The 12,837-nt window shown below is 40.5% G+C and carries 11 protein-coding genes and 1 riboswitch; of the genes, 9 read left to right on the forward strand and 2 right to left on the reverse strand.

Features of this window, described 5'->3' with window-relative positions; all coding sequences use genetic code 11:
- On the reverse strand, positions 1-234 hold a 234-nt coding region (locus tag QRN68_RS10365), incomplete at its 3' end, for a hypothetical protein (RefSeq protein ID WP_285396808.1).
- 105 nt (positions 235-339) lie between these two features.
- On the opposite strand from QRN68_RS10365, the gene QRN68_RS10370 reads away from it, so the two are divergent.
- From QRN68_RS10370 to QRN68_RS10380, 3 genes are read left to right on the forward strand one after another with little or no spacing between them, the layout of a single operon-like run.
- Positions 340-729, forward strand: a complete 390-nt coding sequence (locus tag QRN68_RS10370; protein WP_285396872.1) for a MerR family transcriptional regulator — start codon at positions 340-342, stop codon at positions 727-729.
- Positions 722-2,224 carry a class I adenylate-forming enzyme family protein gene (locus QRN68_RS10375; RefSeq protein WP_285396809.1) on the forward strand — a complete coding sequence of 501 codons (1,503 nt, stop codon included), beginning with the start codon at positions 722-724 and terminating at the stop codon, positions 2,222-2,224. Before QRN68_RS10370 ends, QRN68_RS10375 begins: the two co-directional genes overlap by 8 nt.
- Position 2,225: 1 nt before the next feature.
- Complete coding sequence (locus QRN68_RS10380; protein ID WP_285396810.1) at positions 2,226-3,893, forward strand: acyl-CoA dehydrogenase family protein; 1,668 nt, start codon at positions 2,226-2,228, stop codon at positions 3,891-3,893.
- Here QRN68_RS10380 and QRN68_RS10385 read toward each other — a convergent pair.
- The gene (locus QRN68_RS10385; RefSeq protein ID WP_285396811.1) at positions 3,890-4,048 is read right to left on the reverse strand and encodes a hypothetical protein; all 159 of its coding nucleotides are present in this window, start codon (positions 4,046-4,048) and stop codon (positions 3,890-3,892) included. The genes QRN68_RS10380 and QRN68_RS10385 overlap by 4 nt on opposite strands.
- 161 nt (positions 4,049-4,209) lie before the next feature.
- A riboswitch (cobalamin riboswitch) is annotated at positions 4,210-4,392 on the forward strand.
- A 211-nt stretch (positions 4,393-4,603) separates the two neighbouring features.
- Between QRN68_RS10385 and QRN68_RS10390 the strand changes: the two genes are divergently transcribed.
- From QRN68_RS10390 to QRN68_RS10415, 6 genes are all read left to right on the forward strand, one after another.
- Complete coding sequence (locus tag QRN68_RS10390; protein WP_285396812.1) at positions 4,604-5,605, forward strand: FecCD family ABC transporter permease; 1,002 nt, start codon at positions 4,604-4,606, stop codon at positions 5,603-5,605.
- Complete coding sequence (locus QRN68_RS10395) at positions 5,602-7,074, forward strand: adenosylcobinamide amidohydrolase (RefSeq protein WP_285396813.1); 1,473 nt, start codon at positions 5,602-5,604, stop codon at positions 7,072-7,074. Before QRN68_RS10390 ends, QRN68_RS10395 begins: the two co-directional genes overlap by 4 nt.
- 208 nt (positions 7,075-7,282) lie before the next feature.
- Positions 7,283-7,846, forward strand: coding sequence for a cob(I)yrinic acid a,c-diamide adenosyltransferase (locus tag QRN68_RS10400; protein ID WP_285396814.1), 564 nt, complete (start codon positions 7,283-7,285; stop codon positions 7,844-7,846).
- Positions 7,847-8,322: 476 nt separating this feature from the next.
- On the forward strand, positions 8,323-10,545 hold the full coding sequence (locus tag QRN68_RS10405; protein WP_285396815.1) for a heterodisulfide reductase-related iron-sulfur binding cluster: 2,223 nt from the start codon (positions 8,323-8,325) through the stop codon (positions 10,543-10,545).
- Between the two features lie 197 nt (positions 10,546-10,742).
- On the forward strand, positions 10,743-11,948 hold the full coding sequence (locus QRN68_RS10410; RefSeq protein ID WP_285396816.1) for an acetyl-CoA C-acetyltransferase: 1,206 nt from the start codon (positions 10,743-10,745) through the stop codon (positions 11,946-11,948).
- On the forward strand, positions 11,948-12,799 hold the full coding sequence (locus QRN68_RS10415; RefSeq protein ID WP_285396817.1) for a 3-hydroxybutyryl-CoA dehydrogenase: 852 nt from the start codon (positions 11,948-11,950) through the stop codon (positions 12,797-12,799). Before QRN68_RS10410 ends, QRN68_RS10415 begins: the two co-directional genes overlap by 1 nt.
- Positions 12,800-12,837: the final 38 nt, after the last annotated feature.

Genomic DNA, 12,837 nt, shown 5'->3' on the forward strand with positions numbered 1-12,837 from the left:
GCGACGGATAGAATTGCAAGGGCGACGGATAGAATTGCAAGGGCGACGGATAGAACTGCAAGGACGACGGAAAGAAGCTGAGGCGACGGATAGAACTACCAGGGCGACGGAAAGAACCGCCAGAGCGACGGAAAGAATCCTCGGAGCGACGGAAAAAAGCTGAGGCGACGGATAGAACCACCGAAATCGAGGATAGCCCCGCCCAGCATCGAATAAAACCCCTAAACCGATCAATTCATCTTCTTAAAACAATAATTTTCTGTAAATTTCAAATATCTCGTTGAAATTTACGTTAGCGTCAATGGTATACTGATGGAAAATCGGAAGGCGATGATGATGTTGAAGACGATTCAAGAAGTGGCTAAGCAGTTTAATGTTTCAACACGGACGATTCGCTATTATGAGGAGCTTGGGCTGCTTCATCCTAATCGTTCATCTACTAATCAACGAACCTTTTCAAAAAAAGAGTTAGCGAAGCTTAAGCTTATTTTCCGAGGAAAGCGTTATGGTTTTTCACTTGAGGAGATTAAGGAAATGGTATTGCTGTTTGATTTTGATCGCACGGGTATTCAGCAATTGGAGCGTACAGTTGAATATGGGGAGCAAAAAATTCGAGAGATTGATAGTAAGATAGCAGAGCTTACACAAATGAAAAATGAGTTGCAGCAATTACAAGGTGTGTTTACTGAAAAATTAGCGACTTTAAAGGGAGAGATGCACGATGAATAGTTCGAATTTGGTAGCACGTAATGCGCGAAAGTATCCTATGAGCGAAGCGGTTATTTGTCAAGGTAGACGAGTGACCTATCGTGATTTAGATGAGCAAGTGACGCGTTTTAGTCATGCCTTATTAGATCAAGGTGTGGGACAAGGCGATAAAGTCATCATTTTTATGCCCAATGTTGTAGAGTTTGTTGTTAGTTATTTTGCAATTCAGCGTATTGGAGCTATTGTCGTTCCAGTAAATGCGAAATTTACGCTACAAGAGGTCGAGTATGTAGCGAAACATGCAGACGCTAAAGCTATTCTAGCCCATGAAGCAATTTTTGCAGCAGTGGAAAATATCACGGTAGTTCCTTTAAAAATTAAAACAGGGCAAGAGCATGCTGGTTGGCTAAACTATGAAACTCTTATTCAACATGCAAGCACTCAAACAATCGATTGCCAGTTGAATGAAGAGGATGTCTCAACGATTTTATATACATCGGGTACAACTGGAAAACCAAAGGGTGTGTTGTTTAGCTATCGCAATATATTAACGGTAGCACAAATGATTGCAGTAGAAATGGAAGTAAAGCCAGAAAGCCGAATCCTTCTCATGATGCCGTTGACGCATTCAGCTCCATTGCATTTATTTTTAATGGCAGGCGTACTTGTAGGCTCAACTATCGTGCTAACACCGACATTTACACCTGATTTGTTTATTGATTCAATCGAGCAGGAAAGGACAACACATTTCTTTGGTGCACCTGTCGCCTATTTGTTAACAGCCCAAATGCCAAGATTGCAAACAACAGATTTATCCTCGATGAAATGGTGGGCTTATGGTGGCGCACCGTTATCACAAAATGAAGTCCGTCATTTACAAAAAGCTTTCAGAACAGAAAATTTAACCTGTGTCTATGGCTTAACAGAGGCTGGTCCAAACGGTTCAATATTGCTTGGTGAAGAGCATGCAACGAAGGCAGGAAGTATTGGTCGGCGTGCACCACTTGGAGCAGAGCTGCGTATTATTAACGATGACGGAGAAGATGTTCGTGTTGGTGAAGTAGGAGAAATTGTCTTACTTGGTGAAGGCAATATGCTGGGCTATAACAAGGATGAAATCGCAACAAAGGCTGCATTTATAGATGGCTGGCTAAAAACAGGTGATTTAGCTCGCATAGATGAGGATGGTTATATTTGGATTGTTGATCGCAAAAAGGATGTTATTTTTTCAGGTGGTGTGAATATTTATCCGAAAGAAATTGAAGATAGAATTTTGAGCTATGAGGGGATATTTGAAGTTGCTGTAATAGGTGTTCCACATCCGGAGTGGGGAGAAACGGTGAAGGCCGTCTATGCCACTAAAACAGAAATTGACGAGGACGAACTTAAAGCTTACTTAGAGGAGCATCTTGCTAAATATAAAATTCCACGCATCTTTGAACGTGTGGAAGCGCTACCACGAAATGCATCAGGCAAAATATTAAAACAAACCTTGAAAGGACAAGAGGTGAGATAGCATGAAGGTTTTACAGCAGGCAGAAATGAGAACAACGAACTTTTTTAAAGATAACGACACACTTCATAAAGTTTTAGAAATGATGCTAGATAAAGAGTTTGCAGAATATGCAACACGTGAGCTAACAGATTTCGGTGAGCTTTGTGCTGGAGATATTGATGTAAGAGCCAAACATACGGATCGAGAGGGTGAACCTCGCTTACAAAGGTATAATGCATATGGTGAAGAAGTGTCAGAGGTCTGGGTTAATGATGGCTATAAAAAAACAATTGAAGAATCATACAATACGGGTATTGTTGGCTATGTGCATAAGGATATTCCGCAATTAGGTAGAAAGGGTAACTATGTGTATAGCTTTGCTCAAGGTTATATACTGTCCCATACAGAGCCAGGCTTTTATTGCCCTGTTACGTTAACAATGGCAACGGCTTATTTACTTGATCATTATGCGAGCGATGAGGTGAAGGAGCGTTTTTTACCACATGTTTGTGCAACAGGAGATACCGAGCTGTATGAGGGAGCTACATTTTTAACGGAGCGTCAAGGTGGTTCTGATGTTGGTGCGAACGTTGTAGAGGCAAGAAAAGACGGTAATCAGTATCGTTTATTTGGTGAGAAATATTTCGCGTCAAACGCAGGAATGTGTGGGGTTGCCATGGTATTGGCCCGTATGGAAGGGGCTCAAGCAGGCTCGAAAGGTTTAACTCTATTTGCGGTCCCGTGGCGCAATGAGGATGGCACTGTTAACAACCTCCGTATTCGACGTTTAAAGGATAAACTTGGTGTTAGAGCAGTACCTTCTGGTGAGGTGGAATTTGATGGTGCATTAGCTTATGTTGTCGGTGAGCCGAATAAAGGAATTTATTATATGTTGGAGGCACTTAATTTATCAAGAATTTGCAATGCTGTTGCTTCTATCGGCATTATGCGCCGTGGTTTTTTGGAGGCGAAGCACTATGTGACAAATCGTCATGCATTTGGCAAGCCTTTAACGCAATATCCTATGATTCAGGATACATTAGGGAACTTTGCTGCCAAGCTTCATGTAGAAGTTGCTACTGTTTTTGATCTAATTCAGCTCTACGATAAAGTAACAAGTGGACAGGGTAATGAACAGGACATCATTATGAATCGCTTAAATATTGCTATTATGAAAAAAGAAACGGCAGAGCAAGCGGTCCATTATGCAAGTGAAGCGATTGAATTACATGGAGGGAATGGCTATATTGAGGATTTCGTTACACCTCGCTTATTAAGAGATGCACAGGTGCTGACTGTGTGGGAGGGAACTGCTAATATTTTAGCATTAGAACTCATTCGTTTAGTAGATAAGTTTCAAGCGCATGAATTGTTTGTTCGTGTCATGGAGGAACGTCTAGAAAAACTAGCTGACAGTCCATTGCTTCAAATTGTAGAGGAGCAATTAGCAAAACTAGACTTGACATTGCGAACATTTAGCGGCTTAGATGAAGCAACGAAAACGTTTGAGGCAAAAAAGGTTGCAGAAAAAATGGCACATGTATATGAAAGTGTTGTAGCGATCGAATGGGCACATAAATTCGGCGGTAAATATGAAAAGCTAGCAGATATTTATTTAGAGAGCACATGGGCATTGCGAGAAATGGGTGCGCCAATGAAAACGGTTCAGTATTTTTCTGATATAGTTTAACTTCTTTCAGCGGGTGTCCAAATACCTGCCGAAATAGAGGAACTTAGTCTAAAAACGCCACGTCTTGTGGTAACAACTGAGTGACCAACATCATGTTGCTGACGCTGCGCTTTCGCACAAAAAACAACTGTTGCTGACGCTGCGCTTTCGCACAAAAAACATCATGCCGCTGACGCTGCGCTAGCACTACGCTTTCGCACAAAAAAACATCATGTTGGTCTAAAGCCTTCGGACGCAATTATGCCGGAGCATAATTGATTTGATTAGAAGTTGTCTCGAATCGAGGCGACTTCTATTTTTTTCATGTATAATAAAATCAACTGAAAATTATAAAGGTTCTTTACTTATGTAAAGTGAAAAGGGAAATCGGTGTCATTCCGATGCGGTCCCGCCACTGTATGTGTGAGTTTTTTCAATTTTCGCCACTGAAAATTTCGGGAAGGCATGGAAAAGCGAATGGAGCACGAGCCAGGAGACCTGCCTTTATAGAAAACACGTTACAGCCTACGAGGATAGGGTGGTGGATTTTGTAAAAGTATTTTTGTGCAAATTTGAACCCCTCATCTTTTTATGATGAGGGGTTATTTGTTTTGTATGATTGATGTCGATAAATTCACAATCGTAGGCGATAAAAGCTAAAATGCATCGATAAATCAGAAAAACAAGTTGTTAAATATAGGCACAGATTGACTAAGGGGGAGAGCCTTTAAATGAGTAGAACGTTTATAGCCTATGTAACAGCAATTACGCTTCTAATTATTAGCATCTGGTGTGGCGTAGCGATAGGCTCAGTTCATATTCCACTAGAAGTATTGTGGAATCAGGCGGCAGATGAAACAGCTGCCAATATTTTATGGAAAATTCGTTTACCTCGAGTTCTGCTGGCTGGACTTGTCGGGGCTTCTCTTGCCATTGCAGGGGCAGCTTTTCAAGGCTTATTAAAAAATCCTTTGGCAGATCCTTATACGTTAGGTGTTTCTTCGGGTGCATCAGTTGGCGCAGTTATGACGATTTTCTTTAGTATATCAATTCCAGTAATAGGGAATTATGCATTACCAATCTTCAGTATGATAGGTGCAATATTAACGATGGTAGCTGTCATGGGCTTTGCTAGAATAGTAGACCGCACGCTAAAAATGGAAACTCTTATTTTAACAGGGGTCATCTTTAGTTCATTTTTAGGCTCCTTGATTTCATTAATGATTGCATTATCTGGTGAGGAGCTACGACAAGTTATGGGATGGCTGCTCGGCTCAGTATCAATGCGAGGTTGGCCTTATGTTCAAATGATTATTCCGTTTGTGATAATTGGTTCAATCATGCTTTGGACACAAAGACGCGAGTTAAATGTTCTGTTATATGGAGAGGAACGCGCGAAGCATTTAGGTGTTAATGTTAAGCGTAGTAAATATATAATTTTGGTAGGCGGGTCAATGTTGACAGGAGCAGCTGTAGCGGTTTCTGGTACGATTGGTTTTGTTGGCTTAGTTGTACCACATATGACGCGGATGCTTTGGGGTTCAGATCACCGTCATTTATTGCCATTATCATTTTTAAATGGGGCAACTTTGCTCATTATTTGTGATTTAATAGCTCGAACAATTATTATGCCAAGAGAGCTACCGATTGGCGTAATTACTGCATTTATTGGCGCACCCGTTTTTTCTTATATTTTTTATAAGCAACGTAGAAGCAAGGGGGGACGGGCATGATTGTTGTTGAACATCTTTCTGGTGGCTATGAAGACGTGCCGATTGTCCAGGATATAAGTTTTTCCGTTGAAAAAGGAAAAATATTAGGGATTTTAGGCCCGAACGGTAGTGGAAAATCCACACTGTTAAAAGTAATGAGTGGCATACTACCAGCAACTGCAGGCACTATATTAGTAGACGGTAAAAATATTAACGCTTATAATGCCCGTGCATTGGCGAAAAAAATGGCAGTGCTACCACAATTACATGCGAATGCCTTTACAAATAGTGTACGTGAGGCGGTATCACTTGGACGTTATCCACATCAAACAGGCTTCTTTTCAAGCTGGACTGAACGCGATGAACAAGCGGTCCAACATGCGATGCTACAAACAGGTGTGAAACGCTATGAACAGACACCGATGGAATTTTTGTCGGGCGGTGAACAACAACGAGTTTTTGTAGCCCAAGCCCTTGCGCAAACGTCGGAAATATTACTGCTAGATGAGCCGACGAACCATCTAGATATTGCCCATCAACGTCAAATTTTAGATATGGTGCGAAAAGAAGCAATTGAATGTGGATTAACCGTTATTATGGTACTACATGATATGAATTTAGCTGCCCTCTATTGTGATGAATTATTACTAATGGAAGGCGGAAGAATGCGAGCATTTGGGGCACCACATGAAGTATTAATCGCTTCGCAAATTGAAGATGTTTATCATGCGCGAGTAGCGACTTATGCACATCCTGAAATTCCAAAGCCTCAAATAACAATGATGCCAGCTTCAGTCGAACATCAGCAACGTGCTGTCATCGAAAAGGAAAATTTCACTGTTACGGATCATTACATTCAGCTTCAATCAGAGTTTCCGTTAAAAACGGTTTCCTCAGCAGTCCATAATCCGGGTATCGGTTGGTATGATTGCCTATTAAATCGCTCTGTACCAATAGATTATGTCATTAGTGATGTAAAGAAAGAGGTCGCTGAATTTTTACAAAAGGAGCATTTTTCACCTACAAGTACAGTCGTTATGTTAACAGCTGTCCCGACAAATCTTGTAGCCATTAATGAATTTAAAGCATCTTTTGGTAGCGTATTTGTTGCTGTTACGGCTGGTGTTGGTAATGCAGTGGATGTGTCACGTGCACATGAAAGACAGGATGAGCCATATATTGGTACTATAAATACATGGGTCATCGTTAATGGTTGCTTATCAGAGGAAGCGTTTTTCCAAGCAATGATGACAGCTAATGAGGCAAAAACAAAGGCATTGCAATCAGAAAATATTCGTGATGAGCTTAGTGGTACGATTGCAACAGGTACTGCTACAGATAGTTTATTAATTGCGGCGACACAAAAAGGGGAAGAAATGCAGTACGGTGGCCCAATTACAGATGTAGGCAAAATTATCGGTAAAGGTGTTTTTGAAACAACTGTACAGGCAATAAAAAATTATCTTCATTCAGTAGAGGGTTTTCTGTAGCGAAAGTGAAACGTCAGCTACAAATGGTTTATTGTAGCGAAAGCAAAACGTCAGCTACAAATGGTTTATTGTAGCGAAAGCGAAGTGTCAGCTACAGATGATTTATTGTAGCGAAAGCAAAGCGACAGCTACAGATGATTTATTGTAGCGTCAGCTATAATTACGCCAAAGTGAAATTGATAAAAATAAATTCTAGGAGATGAGAGAAATGAAGCTTTACACAAAAACTGGCGATACGGGGAAAACAAGTCTTATAGGGGGACGTGTTGACAAAGATAGTTTACGCGTAGAGACATATGGGGCAATTGATGAGTTAAATTCTTTTATTGGCAAGGCAGTAAGTGAATTAGATCGTGAGTTATTCAAGGATATTTTAATTGATTTAGAAACGATTCAGCATGAGCTTTTCGATGCAGGTGGTGACCTTGCTAACGTCATGAAGGAACGACATTATAAGCTGACAGAGCAGCCAATTGAAGTGTTAGAATCTCGTATTGATGCATTATCAGATGAAGCGCCACCATTACAGCGTTTTATTTTACCAGGTGGTGCACCAGCAGCTGCAACCTTGCACATTGCTCGCACTGTAGCGCGTCGAGCAGAGAGACAAATGGTAACGCTTATGAAGGAAATTGAAGATGTACCGACAATTGTGCAAAAGTATTTAAACCGTCTATCGGATTATTTATTTGCGGTTGCACGAGTTGTTAATCATCGATTGAATGTTGCAGATATTGAATATATTCGAAGTGGCAATGTCTTTAAAAAATAACTTGATCTCCAAAAGCTGTGGATGACATTTGATATAGGTTGATTGTACTTTGAAGATTTATCGGAACAAAATCTCATTTTATCGGAATAATTTTAGCTTTTATCGGAATAATTCAGTTTTTATCAACTAAGATCCTACTTTGAAATCTAGCACACTTAAAAAAGTCGATTTGCCATCAAAAACATGATGCAAATCGACTTTTTGAGTATCTGAATACAATCAAAAGGTAGATTTATAATATAAATGAATAAATCTCTTTAGTTTTTCAATGCCCTCTAAAAAAATTCAGGGTGGCTTTTTTTCTTGTAAAATGTAAGAATATAAAATTATCAGAAATATTTCCGTTTTATGTTGACTGAATGCTCACTCATTTATTAGAATAGGAATATAATGATGAAATGATGTACATTTACGTATGAGCTAGCGAATTTATCACAAAGAGAGAAATTGACGACAAATTAAAGGGGGGACCAACCATGAGTCCATTACTAATTGCAAACATTGTTCTAACAGTCGTGGTTGTGCTTTATGCAGTAGGATTGTTCTTCTATCTGTTAAAAACACGCTATAAGTATGTTCAATTGGGGAAAAAGGTTGAGTTTGATGAAAGTGTTAAAGAACGCATTCGCTATATTATGGTCAATGTGTTTGGCCAAAATAAGCTATTAAAAGATCCAAAGAGTGGTTTAATTCACGTAATGTTCTTCTATGGATTTTTAATGGTGCAGCTAGGCGCTATTGATTTAATTTGGAAGGGGTTAGTACCTGGATCACATCTGCCACTTGGCATTTTCTATAGTGTCTTTACATTCATCCAAGAGCTTGTGGTATTAATGATTTTAGTGGCGGTTGTGTGGGCATTTTACCGTCGCTATGTAGAAAAGCTAGTACGTCTAAAACGAGGCTGGAAAAATGGTCTTGTCTTAATTTTTATTGGCGGGTTAATGGTATCAACATTGCTTGCAAATGGTATGGGATTAATTTGGCATGGTGAAGAACTATCATACACTGAGCCAGTAGCATCTGGTATTGCTGCTATTTTCAGCTTCCTACCAGCATCAGCAGCGGCAGTTGTGTTCTACGTGATGTGGTGGGCGCATTTATTAATTTTACTGACATTCTTAGTATATGTACCACAATCGAAACACTTCCACTTGATTGTAAGTCCGATCAATGTGTACATGAATCGTTTAGATCGTACAGGTACGCTAACACCAATCGACTTTGAAGCGTTAGAAAATGCTGAAGATGAAGATGATATTCCAGCAATTGGTGTTGGACGTATTGAAGACTTTACACAAAAACAAATGCTAGATTTATATTCTTGTGTAGAGTGTGGACGCTGTACAAATATGTGTCCAGCATCAGGAACAGGGAAAATGTTATCACCGATGGATTTAATCGTGAAGCTTCGTGATCACTTAACATTTACAGGTGCTGTTGTGACAAAGCAAAAACCTTGGGTACCTTATCAATTCTTTGCTAATACAAAGGGGAATCAGTTAGCGATGGCAGCTGGTGCTGAGGGCGCAGTCATTGAAGATATTTACAGCCCTTCTTTAATCGGCGATGTCATTACGGAAGAAGAGATTTGGGCATGTACGACTTGTCGTAACTGTGAGGATCAATGTCCTGTAATGAATGAGCATGTCGATAAAATTATTGACTTACGCCGTTACTTAACGATGACTGAAGGGAAAGTAAACCCTGACGCACAACGCGCGATGACAAACATCGAACGTCAAGGCAATCCATGGGGCTTGAACCGTAAAGAAAAAGAAAACTGGCGTGACCTAGATCCAACAATTCATATTCCGACAGTAAAAGAGCTGAAAAAATCAGGCGAGGAAATGGAATATTTATTCTGGGTAGGCTCAATGGGTGCATTTGATAACCGCTCACAAAAAATTGCTTTAGCTTTCTGTCGCTTATTAAACGAGGCAGGCGTGAAGTTTGCGATTTTAGGAAATAAAGAGAAAAACTCAGGGGATACTCCTCGTCGTTTAGGAAATGAGTTTTTATTCCAAGAGCTTGCTACAGCGAATATTGATGAATTTGAGAAAAACGACGTTAAGAAAATCGTTACAATCGATCCGCATGCTTATAATATCTTTAAAAATGAATATCAAGATTTTGGCTGGAAGGGCGAGGTTTATCACCATACTGAGCTATTAAATGAATTGATTGATGAAAATCGTTTAGCGTTAAATTACGAAGTTCATGAAACAATTGTGTTCCACGATTCTTGTTATTTAGGTCGTTATAACGATGTTTATGATGCACCACGCGAGATCCTACGTGGTATTCCAGGTGTTAAGCTTGTGGAAATGGAGCGTAATCGTGAGACAGCAATGTGCTGTGGCGCAGGTGGCGGTTTAATGTGGATGGAAGAGCATGTCGGCAACCGTATTAACGTAGCAAGAACAGAGCAGGCTTTAGCAACGGACGCATCAGTTATTTCTTCTGGATGTCCTTACTGTTTAACAATGCTTGAAGATGGTACAAAGGCAAAAGAAGTTGAGGATACAATCAGTACATTCGATGTTGCAGAGCTATTAGAGCGTTCTGTGTTTGGTGAAAAAGTGAAAGCTGTCGAAGAGTCTGTTGAAGAAGCAGCGGATGTGATGGTTGAAGAAGTAGTAGCTTCTGTAGAAAATGTCGAACAAGACAAGAATGCAGAGACTAACGCAGAAAAATGATAGTTATTGCAGAAATATTTTTGTTATCTGAAAAATATAAATTGCACAATAAATAATTGTTTTGTAGAATAAGATTAAATGGGAATGGGAGTTAACTTAAAACTCCCATTTTTCATAGCAAGAGGTCGAGCGAGCGTTCAGTCAACAGAAATGCTCTGATACTTCTTCTAGAACGTAAAACAAAAGGGGTGTTTTACTTGAATAGAGCTGTAATTTTAGCAGGAGCAAGAACTGCATTTGGTAAATTTGGGGGTTCACTATCAGCATTAAGCGCAAGTGATTTGGGTGCAATCGCCATAAAAGGGGCACTTGAGAAAGCGAATATTTCGCCAGATGAAGTGAATGAAGTGATTTTAGGCTCCGTTTTACAAGGGGGACAGGGCCAAATTCCTTCAAGGCAAGCTGCAATAAAAGCAAATTTACCAATAGCGGTGAAAACAGAAACGATTAATAAGGTTTGTGCATCAGGTATGCGCGCTGTAACACTAGCTGATCAGCTAATTCGATTAGGGGACGAAGAAGTGATTATCGCTGGTGGTATGGAGTCAATGTCCAATGCACCGTATTATCTACAAAATGGTCGAACAGGCTTACGCATGGGCGATTCAACAATGGTAGATGGCATGCTACATGATGGCTTAACATGTGCCTTTGATAAGGCAAGGCCACATATGGGAAGCTACGGCAATACGACAGCGAATGAATTTTCTTTAAGTCGTGAGGAGCAGGATGCTTGGTCTGTTCGTAGTCATGAATGTGCGCTTGCAGCAATTGACAACGGTTACTTTGCTGAGGAAATCGTGCCTGTGGAAATTCCACAACGTAAGGGAGAGCCGCTTCAAGTCGATACAGACGAGGCACCAAGAGCTGGTACGTCAATGGAGGTACTAGCAAAACTCAGACCAGCCTTTGACAAGGACGGAACGATTACAGCAGGTAACGCACCTGGCGTTAACGATGGTGCATGTGCTTTAGTAGTAATGAGTGAGGAACGTGCAATGCGTGAAGGTAGAGAGCCACTTGCGGTTATTATCGGCCATGAAGAGCTTGCTATTGAGCCAGAGAATTTCCCACAAACACCGGGGCTTGTTATTAACAAGTTACTGAAAAAGACGGGTAAATCATTAGCGGACATTGATGTCATTGAAATTAATGAAGCCTTTGCAGCAGTAGCTCTTGTTAGCAAGCAACTGGCAGATTTAGATGCTGAAAAGATCAATGTTAACGGTGGTGCAGTAGCATTAGGTCATCCGATTGGAGCATCTGGAGCACGCATTATTTTAACACTTGCACATGAATTAAAGCGCCGTGGCGGTGGTATCGGAATTGCTGCTATCTGCTCAGGCGGAGGGCAAGGCGATGCGATTATGATCGAAGTACCAAAAACAGGGGGACATGAATGATGGGTATTCAAAAGGTAATGGTTATTGGTGCAGGACAAATGGGCTCTGGCATTGCACAAGTTTGTGCACAAGCTGGCTATGATGTCAAACTGAACGATATGAAGCAAGAATTTTTCGAGCGCGGTTTAGGGGTGATTACGAAAAACCTGACACGTGATGTCGAAAAGGGTCGTAAAACTGAGGATGAGAAGGTGGCTATTCTAGGTCGTATTAGTATGTCACTAGATTTACAGGATGCTAGTGATGTAGATATTATCATCGAGGCAGCTGTGGAAAATATGGAAGTGAAGCAATCCATCTTTAAGCAAATTGATCAGATTGCACCGGCACATGCCATTTTAGCTACGAATACATCATCTTTACCAATTACGGAAATTGCTGCTGTTACAAATCGTCCAGAGCAAGTAATCGGTATGCACTTTATGAATCCTGTACCTGTTATGAAACTTGTGGAGATTATTAGAGGGCTAGCTACAAGTGATGAAGTCTACAAAGCCGTTGAAGACATGACAGTAAAATTATCGAAAACACCAGTGGAAGTAAATGACTTCCCAGGTTTTATTTCAAATCGTATTTTACTACCAATGATCAATGAAGCCATCTATGCACTGTATGAGGGTGTAGCATCGAAGGAAGCCATTGATGATGTGATGAAGCTCGGTATGAATCATCCAATGGGGCCTTTAACTTTAGCAGACTTTATTGGTCTTGATACATGTCTATCCATCATGGAGATCTTACATGAGGGCTTAGGTGATAGTAAGTACAGACCTTGTCCATTGCTACGTAAATATGTGGCAGCAGGCTGGCTAGGTAAAAAATCAGGAAGAGGCTTTTACGTTTACGAATAATCCTATGGGGATGGGGCGATTCAAACGAAATGGAATGA

The sequence above is a fragment of the Lysinibacillus sp. fls2-241-R2A-57 genome, from assembly GCF_030209535.1.
Classification (GTDB): domain Bacteria; phylum Bacillota; class Bacilli; order Bacillales_A; family Planococcaceae; genus Lysinibacillus.

Coding starts and splice junctions, on each gene's coding strand:
- QRN68_RS10375 (WP_285396809.1), top strand. CDS start 722: ATGAATAGTTCGAATTTGGTAGCACGTAATGCGCGAAAGTATCCTATG.
- QRN68_RS10415 (WP_285396817.1), top strand. CDS start 11,948: ATGGGTATTCAAAAGGTAATGGTTATTGGTGCAGGACAAATGGGCTCT.
- QRN68_RS10390 (WP_285396812.1), top strand. CDS start 4,604: ATGAGTAGAACGTTTATAGCCTATGTAACAGCAATTACGCTTCTAATT.
- QRN68_RS10405 (WP_285396815.1), top strand. CDS start 8,323: ATGAGTCCATTACTAATTGCAAACATTGTTCTAACAGTCGTGGTTGTG.
- QRN68_RS10380 (WP_285396810.1), top strand. CDS start 2,226: ATGAAGGTTTTACAGCAGGCAGAAATGAGAACAACGAACTTTTTTAAA.
- QRN68_RS10395 (WP_285396813.1), top strand. CDS start 5,602: ATGATTGTTGTTGAACATCTTTCTGGTGGCTATGAAGACGTGCCGATT.
- QRN68_RS10400 (WP_285396814.1), top strand. CDS start 7,283: ATGAAGCTTTACACAAAAACTGGCGATACGGGGAAAACAAGTCTTATA.